The 14834-nt window shown below is 52.8% G+C and carries 13 protein-coding genes and 1 tRNA gene; 11 read left to right on the top strand and 3 right to left on the bottom strand.

The features are described 5' to 3' along the window. Positions 1-17: 17 nt before the first annotated feature. Positions 18-1214, bottom strand: coding sequence for an MFS transporter (locus PverR02_RS03880; protein ID WP_046384781.1), 1197 nt, complete (start codon positions 1212-1214; stop codon positions 18-20). Positions 1215-1624: 410 nt separating this feature from the next. Between PverR02_RS03880 and PverR02_RS03875 the strand changes: the two genes are divergently transcribed. The 10 genes from PverR02_RS03875 to PverR02_RS03830 all read left to right on the top strand — a co-directional run bounded on the left by PverR02_RS03875 (position 1625) and on the right by PverR02_RS03830 (position 10262). Beyond that, positions 1625-1864 (top strand): hypothetical protein, encoded by a 240-nt coding sequence (locus PverR02_RS03875; protein ID WP_079442814.1) that lies wholly within the window; start codon positions 1625-1627, stop codon positions 1862-1864. A 172-nt stretch (positions 1865-2036) separates the two neighbouring features. Further along, a tRNA-Met gene (locus PverR02_RS03870) sits at positions 2037-2113 on the top strand. Between the two features lie 166 nt (positions 2114-2279). After that, positions 2280-3521 (top strand): tyrosine-type recombinase/integrase, encoded by a 1242-nt coding sequence (locus PverR02_RS03865; protein ID WP_079442813.1) that lies wholly within the window; start codon positions 2280-2282, stop codon positions 3519-3521. Positions 3522-3803: 282 nt separating this feature from the next. Further along, the gene (locus PverR02_RS32450) at positions 3804-4661 is read left to right on the top strand and encodes a hypothetical protein (protein WP_227778775.1); all 858 of its coding nucleotides are present in this window, start codon (positions 3804-3806) and stop codon (positions 4659-4661) included. A 100-nt stretch (positions 4662-4761) separates the two neighbouring features. Beyond that, positions 4762-5043: a helix-turn-helix transcriptional regulator gene (locus PverR02_RS03855; protein ID WP_079442812.1), complete on the top strand. Its 282-nt coding sequence runs from the start codon at positions 4762-4764 to the stop codon at positions 5041-5043. Next, positions 5040-5345, top strand: a complete 306-nt coding sequence (locus PverR02_RS03850; protein WP_079442811.1) for a hypothetical protein — start codon at positions 5040-5042, stop codon at positions 5343-5345. The genes PverR02_RS03855 and PverR02_RS03850 overlap by 4 nt, the downstream gene beginning before the upstream one ends. A 530-nt stretch (positions 5346-5875) precedes the next feature. Next, the gene (locus PverR02_RS03845) at positions 5876-6160 is read left to right on the top strand and encodes a hypothetical protein (RefSeq protein WP_079442810.1); all 285 of its coding nucleotides are present in this window, start codon (positions 5876-5878) and stop codon (positions 6158-6160) included. Further along, positions 6157-6429, top strand: coding sequence for a DUF3077 domain-containing protein (locus PverR02_RS03840; protein WP_048363502.1), 273 nt, complete (start codon positions 6157-6159; stop codon positions 6427-6429). The genes PverR02_RS03845 and PverR02_RS03840 overlap by 4 nt, the downstream gene beginning before the upstream one ends. Then, a complete protein-coding gene (locus tag PverR02_RS03835) occupies positions 6426-9314 on the top strand; it encodes a DUF927 domain-containing protein (RefSeq protein ID WP_079442809.1) in 2889 nt (962 codons plus the stop codon). Before PverR02_RS03840 ends, PverR02_RS03835 begins: the two co-directional genes overlap by 4 nt. 90 nt (positions 9315-9404) lie before the next feature. Next, the gene (locus PverR02_RS03830; RefSeq protein WP_079442808.1) at positions 9405-10262 is read left to right on the top strand and encodes a hypothetical protein; all 858 of its coding nucleotides are present in this window, start codon (positions 9405-9407) and stop codon (positions 10260-10262) included. A 38-nt stretch (positions 10263-10300) separates the two neighbouring features. Here the strand turns inward: PverR02_RS03830 and PverR02_RS03825 are convergent, their stop codons facing one another. Both PverR02_RS03825 and PverR02_RS31705 read right to left on the bottom strand, forming a co-directional pair. Next, entirely contained in the window at positions 10301-11434 is a 1134-nt protein-coding gene (locus PverR02_RS03825; RefSeq protein ID WP_161493714.1) for a reverse transcriptase family protein, read from the bottom strand. A 231-nt stretch (positions 11435-11665) separates the two neighbouring features. After that, positions 11666-13000 (bottom strand): phosphoribosyltransferase-like protein, encoded by a 1335-nt coding sequence (locus PverR02_RS31705; protein WP_152031985.1) that lies wholly within the window; start codon positions 12998-13000, stop codon positions 11666-11668. A gap of 234 nt (positions 13001-13234) precedes the next feature. Here PverR02_RS31705 and PverR02_RS31700 point away from each other — a divergent pair, with 234 nt between their 5' ends. Next, positions 13235-14596 carry a hypothetical protein gene (locus PverR02_RS31700; protein ID WP_152031984.1) on the top strand — a complete coding sequence of 454 codons (1362 nt, stop codon included), beginning with the start codon at positions 13235-13237 and terminating at the stop codon, positions 14594-14596. Positions 14597-14834 lie beyond the last annotated feature (238 nt).

The following is a 14834-nucleotide window of genomic DNA, read 5'->3' as shown; positions in this document are numbered from 1 at the left end:
ATATCTGCCCAACCGTATCAGACCTTTTTCGTGCGCGGCAGCAAGATCGCCAGCAGCCCGAACAACGGCAAGAACGCGCATAAGCGGTACACGTACTCGATGCCGTGACTGTCCGCCAGGTGCCCCAGCAGCGCCGCCCCGATCCCGCCAAACCCGAACATCAGCCCGAAGAACACCCCGGCGATCATCCCCACATTGCCCGGCACCAACTCCTGCGCGTACACCACAATCGCCGAGAACGCCGAGGCCAGTACAAAGCCGATGATCACGCTGAGCACGCTGGTCCAGAACAGGTCCACATGGGGCATCAACAACGTGAACGGCGCCGCGCCGAGGATCGAAAACCAGATCACCGCCTTGCGCCCGATGCGGTCGCCAATCGGCCCGCCAAAGAACGTGCCCGCCGCCACCGCGCCGAGGAACAGAAACAGGTGCAACTGCGAGCTGGCCACCGACAGGTCGAACTTCTCGATCAGGTAAAACGTGAAGTAACTGGTGATGCTCGCCATGTAGAAATACTTGGAAAACACCAGCAGCCCGAGCACCACCAGCGCCGCCATCACGCGCCGTTTCGACAAGCCATGCGTCGCCGCCTGACCGGCCTTGAGCTTGAACAGGTTCAAGTGCGTGCGATACCAGCGGCTGATCGCATACAGCAGCACCAACGCAAAAACCGCGAACAGGCCGAACCAGGCCACATTGCCCTGGCCGAACGGAATGATGATCGCCGCCGCCAGCAACGGGCCGAACGCCGAGCCCGCGTTGCCGCCGACCTGGAACGTCGACTGCGCCAGGCCATAGCGCCCGCCCGACGCCAGCCGCGCCACGCGGGACGCCTCGGGGTGAAAGGTCGACGAACCGATCCCGATCAACGCCGCCGCCAGCAAAATCAGCGGGAAGCTGCCGACCTGGGACATCATCACAATCCCCACCAGGGTGCAGACCATCCCGCACGGCAACAGAAACGGCTGGGGATGCCGATCGGTGTAATAACCCACCCACGGCTGCAACAGCGACGCGGTGAGCTGGAACGTCAGGGTAATCAGCCCGACCTGGGTGAACGTCAGGCCATAGCTGGCCTTGAGCATCGGGTAGATCGAGGGCAGCACCGACTGGATCAAGTCATTGATCAAATGCGCCAGCGCCACCGCGCCGATGATCCGCATGACCAGCGGGCTGGTCTGCCCGGCGGCGGGGGAATTGCTAAGAGCCATAAGAGGGTTCCGTACAGCGGGGGAATGCACAGGTGCAGGTGCGACAATGTGCCACTTTTGCCCATGGCAAGGCTATCCCGTTAGGGAGCTAACGACTGTAGCGGTCACGCTTTGTAAAAGGCCAGCAGGGTGGATCGCTTTAATTTGAAGGATGTTTCCTAGACAATCCCCGGCGCCTTGTGCCTGTGGAAACCGCTGGCTAGTCTTCGATCCGTCACTGGAATCAGTGATCGGGTTTAGCAGCCCGTTTCAATAGACGCATGGTTCATGTCACCGCTTATGGTGGCTGTGCGTGGGGCGCCTTCGGGTGCGCTGGTTTTCCTATTGACCGGTCTGCTAACCCGCGTACAGCTACCACCCCTCGTTTAGCAGCGTGGGGGGTCGCTCTCTCGTTCAATAGGAGCTACACCATGACCAAAGCACTCCCCGATCCCCCGGTCGACTGCCTCGCCGTCAACGAACACCTCAGCTTCGAAGACGCCCAGCTCTACATCGCCCACCTGATCCACAGCGCCTCGGCCACCGTGCTGGACTGCGGCGACCACCTGCCCCCCCACGACCGCGCCAAGATCCACGCCGTGTGGCACCTGCTGGAAATGGCCAAGACCGTGATCGACCGCTCCATCGACTGCATGCCCCGCACGTCCTGACAGCCAACGCCGATCAAATGTGGGAGACCGGGGCGTGCCAAAAAGACCTGCAAATCCCCCTGCCACCCGTCGGCCCAGCCAGGGCTTTTCGTTAAACAATTGAAAGCGTAGATAAAAATTCAATAAAAACGCTTGACGCTTTGTCGTTCTCCGCGAATAATGCGCGCCACTTGGCTACATAGCTCAGTTGGTTAGAGCATAGCATTCATAATGCTGGGGTCCGGGGTTCAAGTCCCTGTGTAGCCACCAAGTACCGATCCATAGATGTCTACAGCAGTCTATGAATCACCTCAAGAAGCCCGCCTAGTGCGGGCTTTCTTGTTTCTGGCTGTCCACCTCTATCTACCCCTATCCTTCCCCACCGTGTATGCCCACGTGTATGCTTCAGAAATAATTGAACTGAAGGCATACAAGGATGAAACGCACCGATATCAAGCGACGCCCTCTCGCTGACACGACTCTTTCCAGCCTGGAGCCTGAGGCCGGGGCATACCGCGAACTAGACAGCCCAGGGCTGTATTTCAGGGTCAAGCCAAACGGCCAAAAGTCTTGGGAATTACGCTACAAGAAGCCGGACGGCAAATGGTCATGGCTTGGTCTTGGCGGCTACCCGGAAGTGGGCGGCGCTTTCGCTCGTCAGAAAGCATCTGATCTACGCGCAGACGCATCGGAAGGAAAGAATCCGATCACCTCCAAGAAAGCTCGCCAAGCTGCCGAGATCGACGCGGCCAACGACACCTTTGAAGCATTGGCAAGGGAGTGGCACACGTCTCGCCTGAGCGGCTGGGATGCTGGTACGGCTAAAAGAATACTCGGTGCACTCGAACGCCATGTATTCCCTTCGCTCGGCAAACGTCCCTACACCTCTATCATGTCCATGGAGTGGATGGAGCTATTGAGAGGACTTGAGCGTCAGGGGATTCTGGAACAGATGAGCCGTGTAAGGGCCTACTGCAAAGATATCTATGACCTGGCTCGCGTAACAGGCAGAGCCGTTAACAACCCGTTGGAGGGTGTGCATAAATTTCTGTCCTCGGGAAAGGCAGAGAACTACGCCCACGTTTCCCCCGATGAGCTTCCGGGGTTACTTCGAGCGATACGCTCCTACCCCCACGCCAAAGATGTTCAGCTCGGCCTGAGGCTTTTGACCCTGATGGCTGTACGCCCCAGCGAACTCCGAGAGGCACAATGGGTAGAGTTCGATTTCGACAAGAAGCTCTGGACCGTTCCAGTCGAGCGCAAGGGTCGTAAGAAAGGTCGTGAGCACCTGGTGCCACTATGCACTCAAGCAATCGACGCGCTATTAGAGCTTCGGCAACTCACCGGCGCTTACCCACTCTTATTTCCCGGTAGAAGCGACCGCACCAAACCCCGCAGCGATACCGTATTCCTAATGGCGCTCAGACGCCTTGGTTACGAAGGGCGCCAAACCGGCCATGGCTTCCGCCACATCGCTAGCACCATCCTCAACGAGCACGGCTATCCTGCTGACCACATCGAGGCCCAACTCAGCCACAAGCCACAAGGTGTTCGAGGGATTTACAACAAAGCTCAGTACCTTGAGCAACGCACACAGATGATGCAGTGGTACGCCGATCACCTTGACTCATTAGAGGCTAGCAATGTGGTGCAGGGCCAATTTGGAAAGGCTGTATGAGAGCACATACCCACCCCCCCTCCAAAATCGGTGTAACGGGTGTTACTCGTGTAACGCCCATCACCAAAGGCCCGGTTTCATTGGCTTTCACGCCTGTTACACAGTTGAGAGACATAGCGTACATCCGATGTAACGCTGCTCAGGCGTGTAACGCAAAAGTCAGCCCTCAGCCGCTGCGGGCAGACGCTTTCCACCCGAGCCTACCAAGCAACCTTCGCTGGCTCCGCCTTTCTAGTGCAGGGCGTGGGACTCTCGGTTACACGGAGCCTGAGACACTTGGCAATGACTGATCGCCAAACCATATTGCATTCGGCGTTGAGCAGCGGCCTGCTCAAATCTCTCTCAGCGCAACCTCTCTATGACCTCTGCCGTGAACAGGTCGCTGATACCTGCCACCTGATCGACCAGTGCTGGCTGCGCATTCATCGCGAAGACATCAATAAAGATCTCACCGACATGAAAGACCTCGGCAGCATGTGCATTCAGACGATGATTCATGAAGAGAGCATTTTTCAATATGCCTCCACCGACACCAGGGCACGCCTGGCGCATTGGGTACGAATGTACAGCGGTTACTACTCGGTGTCGGAGCGTGATGCTCATGCGGGCTACATCATGGCTTGTGCCGTAAAAGCGCTGGAGACATTAGTCAACTGGATGCAAACAGCCGATCAAAACGCTTGGTCGCATGTGCCTGAACCTCCTACAGACTGGCCTAGGGATCTGTATTGCCAATTCGTAGAGATGCAGGTCGATCCGGATGAGCGGATTCAAACACTTGATGATTACGCCCTCTATCTTAAACCGATCACGTCCCTGCCCTGCCTGGCCGACGATGAACTAAGACCCATCGCCGAACGAGTAATCAAAAATGCCATCCGCAAAAAAGGCGGCCTCATCAGCGGAATGGATCGTAAGGAGGAGATTAGCGTTCGAGACATCGCAATAGTTAAACAGGGTCGTCACTACCGCGCAGCAGGGATGTCCAAACGCTACGTTGCAACGAAGGTGCATGCCTGGCTACAAGGTGAGGTAGCAAAACCTCCAAAACAGCGGCCTGAGTGGATTACGCTTGAGACCGAAAAAGCCCTCACTCGCAAAAGAGTTGAGGCCATTCTCAAACGCTATTTCGTGCTGTAAGCCAGAAATTTCAATCAGATTTCAATTGGAAGTGAACTGCTCACCACCGACCTGCACCTAGATCATTGCTCTCAGTCTTAACCAGTCGAGAGCAAGACCTATGAAAGCCTCTATCACCGAAATTCCCCGCCTTAACCCAACCACTCCAAACCCCATCTTTGACGCAACGTCGACATTGATCCGTATGCCCGAGGTCGAGCGGATCGTGGGCATGAAGCGCTCCACCATCTACAAACTCATGCATCGCACAGATAGCGGCTTTCCCCTGCCCGTCAAATTGAGCAACAGCAACGCTCGCGGTGCGCCCGTAGCTTGGGTTTTATCTGAAATCCAAACATGGGCACGAAGCCGCATAGAAGCACGCGACAGGGTGGCAGCATGAGAAATCGTGTTGCCAACAGGGCCATCTTGCAGCCCTTTTCTGTACTCAGAACAGTCGGATTCTCATCACGCGGTATGCAGCGTTTTGAACGTTACCGCACAGAGCAAAAACGCCTGAACCGGGACGTGATGGTGATGCGATGGAGAGATGGCATCTGGTGCACATTGTCAGTTCCCTGCCAAGCCCCTCAAGCAATCATCGTCGACGAAGGCCAACAAATCGACGCCTACGAGGACGCGCGCGCCTGCCTCGAAGGCGACTTCTTGCCCTTTGTCTCCCTGCGCTGGGATATCCATGCCTGAAACGAAAACGCCCCCGGCGGCAACCGGAGGCGTTGAGGTAAATCTACATGCCTGATCAATTTATGCCGCATCGAAAAAATCCGCAAGAGATCTGCACAGTTGCACTTTCAAAAAACGGGCGTTACTCTCTGGCTGTCGCTGCAAATTCAGCGAACGGGTTTGGCGACCCGAGTACATACAGGCGCACAGGCGCCCCCATACCGATTGCAGGCGCTTTTTTTGTGCCCGCATTCCTGCTTTATGGCGGCTGTGCGTGGGAGACCTTCGGGTCTGCCGGGGTCCTGTATGCCCGGTTCGCCAACCCGCGCACAGCTGCCACCCTAATTCGTTTGGCGACGATCAGTGGCAGCTCCTCACATACAGGAGCTTCACCAAATGCACGCCCTCAATCCGTTCAAAATTCGCGCCGCAGCTCATCGAGCTATGGCTCTCGCCGCTTTACACACCAACTCCAGCCTCGCTACACGCCTTTCCCGTTACAACGTCCATATGTCCAAGGCGAGAGCCCTGGAAGCCGCAGGAGGTGCCAAATGAGCATGCTCCCAGGCTTTGCACTACCCGAAGATCTACTCTGCGTCAGCAAAGACGCCGAAGCCGGCCTGCCTATCGACGCCATCACCTGTGCGCTCGACCGTGCCGACTCCGTTCTCATGCTGCTGGAAGACCACTTAGACGGGGATAAACCCCTGCTCTCCAACCGCGTGCTGTCGTCCGTTATTTGGGACGTGCGCGGCACCTTGGGTTTGATCAAAACACTCACCATGTACGGTGATGCCTCCTCTGTGCCGATGGGCCAGAAAGGCGGTGCGCTGTGACCCACTCCAGCACGCGTGGACGCTCCGAGTTTTCCCCTGCCAACGGTAACGGCCAAAACCTGTTTCGGGTGAATGCCGGTATCCCGCTGGAGGACGCACTTGAAGCCGTCTCCCAGATTCTGCACCACGCCAATCAACTGATCCTCGATGCCGCCATCAGCGATGCGGGCGAGCGTTTTAGTTGGCCTGCGTTCTACCTCGGAGAGATGGCCAAAGCGCTGATCGACGACGTGAACGAGGCGTTGCTTGAGTCGAGGACCACACCATGACTCAGCGCACCGGCAACACTTCAAAACGTCCCAGCTTTGCCGACGTAAAAAGTGCCACTCTGAAGAACATCGACCGTGTACTTGCTCGCTGGCTGCCAAACGGCAAACGTGTCGACGGTGGCAAGGAATACACTGCACCAAACCCGACGCGCACGGACAAACGCGCAGGCTCACTCAAGGTCAATTTGAGCAAAGGCACCTGGGCGGATTTTGCCACCGGCGATAAGGGCGGCGACCTGATCGACCTAGTGCGCTACATCGACGGCGGCACGGACGTTGAGGCCTGCAAAAAGCTGGCGGATCTGCTCAGCGTTTCCGCAGGATCTGCAACCACCAAAAGCGCACCGACCAAGCCCGCAGCGCCGGAGTGGATCGCGATCCAGCCGATCCCGGCCGAGGCCATGAACAAGTGCCCTACCAAACATAGACAACACGGCGTCCCGTCCAAGGTGTGGATCTACCGCGACGCTCAGGGCCAGCCGGTCATGGCGCTGTATCGCTTTGACCTGGGCCCGGATGAAGACGGCAAACCGCGAAAGGTCTTTGCGCCGTTGACCTGGTGCAAGCGTTCCGATGAACAAACTACTCAATGGCGCTGGCAAGGATTGGCGGAGCCTCGGCCTCTGCTGCGCCTGGATGAACTGGCACAGCGCGCCGATGCGCCTGTGGTGTTGTGTGAGGGTGAAAAGGCCGCTGACGCTGCCGCTGAACTGATGCCCAACCACGTGGCCACCTGCTGGCCGAACGGCTCCAACTCTTGGCACAAGGCCGACCTGACGCCACTCAAAGGACGCGCGGTGGTGCTATGGCCGGATAACGATGCCAGCGGCAAGGCCTGTATGGACGCCATTGAGCTCAAGCTGATTGAGCTGGGCGTTGCTTCAGTGCCGCGAATCTCGCTGGACGTGTTCAAGCTCAAGCCCAGCAACAAAGGCGGAAAGCCGACACTCGTCAAAGGCGGAAAATGGGCAGACGGCGACGATGCAGCGGATGCGTTAGCCAAAGGTTGGACCGCTGGGCACGTCGCCGAGCTAGTGCGCAACGGCGAGTTTTTCGGCAATGTTGCTGAGCCCACTGAGTCTCAACAACCGAAGGCAAAGACGCACGCCAAACGCCCTGCGAAATCGAAAAATGATCTGTTGCCGGGCGGCTTCCGGCTGACGCCTGAAGGGGTGTTTTACTCTGGCGATGATGGCGAGCCGCGCCCCGTGTGCTCGCCTCTCGAAATCATCGCCCGCACTCGCGACGACAAGGGTCACAACTGGGGTTTGTTGGTCGAGTTCGACGACCCGGACGGCGCCAAAAAGCGCTGGAACATTCCGGCCCGAACCATGACCGGCGACTTCGGCAAGGATGTACTCGGCCCACTGGTAGACATGGGGCTGCGCCTTGCCGGAAGCCGATCAGGACGCAATGCCCGCAACGACCTGCAGAGTTATCTCGGCGGCTTCGATAGCGCCCAGCGCGCACGTTTGGTGACGCGCCTGGGCTGGCACGACAATGCGTTTCTATTGCCCGAACTACAGATCGGTTCGCACGCCGAGCACCTGCATTTTTATGAAGCCGGTGCCCAGCTACCACCGATCAGCGAGGCGGGCTCTCTGGAGCAATGGCAGCAGCAAATCGGCGCACTGTGCGTTGGTAATCACCGCTTGGCGTTTGTCGTCTCTGTGGCCTTTGCAGGGCCTCTGCTGAACCTGCTCGGGCATGAGTCAGGCGGATTCCATCTCTACGGCGACAGCTCCGGCGGCAAGACCACCCACTTGCAGGTCGCGGCCTCGGTCTATGGCGGGCCGCGCCTGGTGCGCTCATGGCGCTCAACAGATAACGCTCTGGAGTCCATCGCTGCCGCACACTCAGACGGCCTCTTGGTGCTGGATGAAATCGGTATGTGTGACCCGCGCATCATTGGCGAAACGGTTTACATGCTGGGCAATGGCACCGGTAAGGCCCGTGCGAATGATCGAGGACAAGCGGGCCGACAGGTGCAGGAGTGGCGCTTGCTGTTTCTCTCTACGGGAGAGAAGACGTTGGCGCAGCACATGGCGGATGCCAACAAGGAGCTGAAAGCGGGTATGGAGGTACGCATGCTCGCCGTGCCTGCGGATGCCAGTAAAGGCCTCGGCATGTTCGATGCGCTGAACGGTTTTGAAGACGCAGCCGCCCTCTCCGATGCGCTCAAGGCGCGTGTCGCCAAATACTACGGCACACCCCTCACCGCCTTCCTGCACGCACTGTGCGCGCCAGGAGAAATGCTCAGATGGACGGTGATCATTCGCCGCACGGTGGAGCAGTTCATCAACCAAAACCTACCCGCATCGGCCAGTGGGCAAGCCCAACGTGCCGCCCTTCGCTTTGGTCTCGCAGCAGCGGCCGGAGAGTTGGCCACCGCTTTCGGCGTCACCGGCTGGCCCGATGGCACAGCCACAACCGCAGCACGGGTGTGTCTGCATGCGTGGCTGGCCGAGCGTGGCGGAGCCGGAAATTTCGAGGGCGATGCGATTTTGGCGCGGCTGAGACAGGTCATAGAACGCTTTGGCGAAAGCCGCTTTACCCGCTGGGAATCTGCCGCCGCCAAGATCGATGAGCACGGCCCACGCACAATTGATCGGTTGGGCTTTCGCAAGACGATGGAACACGGCATGGGCGACGCCCTGCACACCACCAACACCTACTACGTGTTGCCTGAAGCGTGGCGCTCCGAAATCTTCCGAGGCATGAACCTGAGTGCGGTTAATAAAGAGCTCCTGCGAAGAGGCGTTTTAGAGCCTGGAAAGGATGGCAAAGCCTCGACCGCAGTGCGGCTACCCGGACTGGGCTTGCAGCGCTGCTATGTGGTTGTCGCAGTGCCAGAACAAGGTGATCACGACGCCCAGGCGGCGTAATAACGGCCGCACCATGAGGAATGCAGGCTCACCTTGGCCTGGCCCGCCAACGGAAAAAACCAATCAACCTTTCGCCTTTAGGAACGCAACATGAACCAGCTAAAACAGCAAAAATCCGCCTTGATGCAAGAACTGGAAACACTGGAAGAAAGCCTGCCACAACTGGAAGCCGAATGGCGTAATGCACCCAGCGAATACAATGCAAATGGCAACGCAATTGGGAGCCCTGAAAGGCGCGAGGCTATGGAGAAAGCATCAAGCGTCGAAGCCCGTATACGAGCAATTCCAGGCGAACTTGCGTCAATTGATCGGAAAATTCAGCATCTGGAGCGGCTGGAAAAAATTGACCAGATCAAAGCTGACGCGATTCAAGCAATGGCCGATGCAACCGCTGAAGTCGAAGCGCTGGAACGGAAAAAATCGCACCTGACCGAGCGGTTTCAGACAATTCAATCAGAAGCCGATCAAGCACTGGAAAAGGCGCAACAAGCCGAGCGCGATGCTGCAACGTCCTACGCCAAAAGCCTGGCAAGCGGTGATACGGAGGGGGAAAAAACGGCAAGCGGCGAAATGCAAAAGGCCGCTAAGCACCTGGCAACAACGGACGAGCAAGTTAGAAGGCAAGAACTAATCCTAACCGCTCTGCAGGCAGAACTCGACACAATCGAAACTAAAATCTCAAACGCTCAAAAACGTGAGGATGAGGCCAAAAAAACGGCGTTAAACGCGATAGGGATTGCACTAGATGAAGAGTGGAATGCAACTACGAAGCAGTTAGAGGCTGTAGGAGCGCAGTTACTCGCTGTCAGCTACCAAAAGGGGGGAATGGGAGAGGCACTGTCCCGACTTGAAGTGCCTCGCTTCGGCCCCTTCCTATCAAAACTTAATCACCCTGACCTAGCGGCTGCAGCCCGCAACATAACACTAGCGGATCTACTCTCAGCATAAACCCGAAACAGCCCGCAAGCGCGGGCTACTTACTCTATCTATAAATCAAACTTGTTAGAGCCTAACACTTTAGACATCTGATCATACATATCGGCTGCCCAGCAAGGTTCTACCATATTTCCAAAATCAATCAAGCCTCTCAAGTGCCGAACAAAACCGCCAACACTGTCAAACTTACGGCGCGCCGCATGCTCTTCAACACCATATTTACCGCAAAAATAAAGATGTTGCCGAACTTTATCTTTAAAGCTTTTCATTAACCTGGGATCCGCGCCATCTACAAGCAATCCGAGTACAATTTTTCGTGCCGAAGGTGGTGCAACCGTTGTCTTGGGATTATTGAGCATCAGGCCATGTACGATCAACTTCTTTGCAACTTCCTGAATAACATTCAGCGCTTTACCACGAGAAAAGTCTCCCTCAGTAGAAAAAGTCAAATCATCGCTATATCTTGTATATCGCAAACCATGATCCGAGGCTATCTTAGAAATCGCCACGTCTATGTCTTTCATCGCTAAATTCGCGAGCATGGGGCTAGTAGGTGCACCCTGAGGCAAATATCCTACATATTTATGACTATAACTTTTAATTCCACGCCCCGGATGTCTAACGATGCCGGATGGAACTCTGAAGCGGCCTGGCAAGGCTAATTTGAATGTTTCGCGGTTAGGACGATACGTACATAAACGAGCCATCTCAAAAGAGATCAACGCACCATAGTTCAGCGACCTAAACACTCTATAAACTTGAATCTCTGAAACACTACTAAAAAAATCATGTACATCCAACTTAACCAACCACCTGGCTTTACAGTGAATTTCAGCGCATTTAACAATGCTACTACCCGGGCTGAAAGCATGACTGCTCGGGTGAACGGGAAGCTCCCGCAACACATATGTAGAAATCCAACGTTGCACTTCAAACAGAGGGGGGCAAGGTATATGAATTATGCGAAAAGAACGGCGCTTGCGTGCCTGCTCTGACTTTTTACGAATTTTAAATTGTCGATACGAATGATGCTGTGTGCCAGCCACAAGCCGCCTGAGCGCATCATATGAAACACCAGACCTTTGCGCTAAGTGCCCTAATGTGAGAATTGCGGGCAATCGCAACGGAGGCGCAACCGTAGCTTTAACCTGAGCGATCACAGCCCGTATGGTCGGCTCGTCCATTCCTTGTTCTTGAGCTAGCTTACGAAATTGTTGAGAGGACCACATTTTTAGCTACTTCGACACAAAAGTGGAAGCTGAGTACGCCTCAGCCCTAGGCTTTCGCAGGTTTCCGTTGAGGCGTGCTCAACATCCGCCATGCGAAAGCATTTCCGAAGGGTTGCGGAACTCCGCGCCCCTAAAAAGCAGTACCCAAGTTTGCTTGAGCCTTTTTCTGCCTCGGTGAACACTAACCTAAATATGACCTCTCAACGACTTAGGATAGTACATATCACTGCCTCGGGAGGGAAGAGCTTCACGGAAATACTGTCGACTTTTTACAGCCCCTTTTAGCTCCCTAAGACCAGACGTTGTCAATCGATAGCCTGGAGTGACATACCCAGCATTTATACATGCTTCAAGTAATGTGTTGCACTCAGCAATGGTCATAGAAAGCGAGTAGCAAAGGCTGGACGGGCTATTGGCACCTTTTGAGAGGAGAGCTAGCATAGTCAACACTTTATGTGGTAACGGATGCCGAAATAGATGCGCCGGTGCCGCAGCGAGCTTCCTATAGCCTAACTCTATCAACAAACTTACAGCGTCCTTAGAGCGCATCTCTGGAGGGAATGCAGAATGGACGCCTCCAATAACAGTTCTGTTTGGAAAGAGAGGAAACCATTCGGAGAATTTTTTTGTCCTCGGCGCCCACAAAATCGGCGGTGTATTATTAGGACAACCATGTTCAAAAACCAAAATTGCCATGGATGATCTATAACCATATGCCATATATGCTTTAGATGTACGCCGCGAGTATTTCTTGATTAACTCTGTAAGATTTTTTTGGATTTTTTTTGGCTGGACATTTTTTATAGTAGGACAAAAAATCTTGTGAATAACTACAGGAGAAAACCGATGCTTACTAATCCTGTGCAACCCAAGCTCACTTGCTGCATAAGTCACAAACCAAAATTTAATATACCTAAGAGAAACCCAAGACCTTATTGTTGCGTTCCGGCAAATCCAATCTAGGAACTGAAGAGACTGATTACCACTACCTATCAAATCATCAACTAGAAAAACATTCCGACACTTATTGCTACGCATAGCGATAATAGATGGATGATTCAAAAACTTTCCAGGTTCCGACTTAGAAATATTTCTTATTGTAGAAACCATTCTCCCTTCACTACCTATATCCGACCCATGCGCTAAAGCATTTAAAGTCTCAGGATTATTTTCATTATGATTAGCAATGAAATAATCAACCTCGGGATACCCCACGACCTCCCGAACAGCAAATAAAGCAATAGGCCCTTCAATTGTTTTTGATTTTTCGAAGACTTGGCCTTGGATACTTGATTCAAATTCGCTGTGAGATACGAGTGTAAGCAGCGACAAAAAATCACGTGCTATGCGCCGATCAGCTTCTTCAAATTGAGCAAGCCACTGTTGACCTTGCTCAGTTAGAGCTAGCTTTGCGGAAATATCTGATGCTTTAAGGTTTTTCATATCTCGTGCGCTACCTATAGTGCTTGAGATTGAAGTTAAACTCCTTTTCAAACGCAGTAAACCAATTTCTACGTTCAAGCAGACACGGTCTTAGCATAGCCTAGCCAAACCGCTGCTAGATAAGACCTACGCCACAGCGTCAAGACAATCGACCAGTAACGGTGATCGTCGCTAGACCGGCGCGGTAGCTCATTCACTTGGCATCAAGACCTGACGAACTGATTTAAACATACCGAAGAATAATTCTTGTCAATCACAGTGTTCAATCATAAAGTCTTGTAAGATTGCGACCACTCAACAGGGGTAATTTCTTTGAGCGAGCAGAATTCTACTTTTAGAAGAGGTAACCCTACATGGGCAAATGCCTGTGTAGGGGACAATGGTCAACCAGACTACATCGATTATGCTAAAGGCTTTTCCACAGCAGCCAACACTCTTATTCTTAGCGTTTTATCCACACGGGGGCTGAAATTCTCTCCCGACCACCTTATATATCCTATCTGTTTTAACATGCGACATTCAGTTGAACTGCATCTCAAAGGAACTGCCAACTACCTTTTAAAGTTCTCCCTAACCTTCCCCCCAAAACTAGAATTCAACCTATCTAGTTCTCATGACATTGGAATCATATGGGAGTTCATAAAAGAGAACTCCGTAAGAATAGACCCGCGATACTCAATAATAACAAATAAACTAGACGCCACGATTTCAGATATTGCAAGCATTGATCCAACCGGCCAAACATTTAGATATGCCATTAACAAAGAAAACAAGAAACACCTAACCGACGTATCTCTAATAAACGTACAGATACTCCACAATAAATTTTCCACTCTAGAAAAGCACCTTACAGATCTAAATCGTTTAAATGAACAACTCGAGGAAGAATTTAGGTACGGAGACCGAACCTCGAAACTATCAAGACACGATTTATTTTTAATATCTAAAACACTTCCAAAAAAAACAGAGTGGGGATCAAAGGAATTTATCGTAACAAAAGAAAAAATTCGCCAAACATTCAATCTTAGCTCGAATGACTTCAGTAGAGCTTTAGTTTGCATCCGAGAGAATTATCTAATGGCGTCTATTATTGGCGCGCCTCTGCCTTTAAGATTTGCAACAAAGGAATGTCTTGTACTTTTTTTTGACGCCTGGGACATAGCAAATGACATCGAAAAATACCGAAATGCTTTTCTTGACGACAACGTTGATATAGATGAATCACTTACTTCATACAAAAACGTGCTAGAAAATTTATTTGAAGATAATGAAAACGAACTGGCCGCCTTGACAAAAATCAAGAAAAGCATTAATACAAACCAGCTTATAGACATCGAAACTCTTTACAGATTAACACAGGACTCTCACTATCCTGAGCGTTATCCTAACCTATATGAAATCTATGAATCACACTCAGTAGTTGACGACATAGAAGAAGGAAGCATCGCCTACAGACTATTAGGTTTGATTCGCGCACCTGAACAAATAATAAAGAGCCTATTCTTTTTGGGACAAACTGAAACTGCTGAAATACTATTAGCACACTACGAACTAGAAAACTGTTTTGACTGGATAGAACGTGCGCGAAGTGGAGAGTTATTCAAGGCGCCTTGGACGTGGGCATTTAGCGAAGAAGAAACATCCAACTGGGACAAACAACGAATATATCTGTGATATTAGAATTACACATAGAAGAAACGCTCTATTACAGAGTAATTTTCAAATCTGCTTATGGGTAAACAAATTACGATCAAAGAAATCCCTGTATCACGCAAGACATGGATTGCGATTTTTTGCTACATTGCATAATATACGGGCGCCTATCTGGAATGTCCCCAGCATGGTCTAAAATATTATTAAAAGCTCTTCGATAGGTCGAGATGTATGTGGGCTTTTGACAAGGAAAATGGAT

The sequence above is a fragment of the Pseudomonas veronii genome, assembly GCF_002028325.1.
GTDB lineage: Bacteria > Pseudomonadota > Gammaproteobacteria > Pseudomonadales > Pseudomonadaceae > Aquipseudomonas > Aquipseudomonas veronii.
Note: the sequence above shows the minus strand (reverse complement) of the source record. Positions and strands in the feature narration are given on the sequence as shown.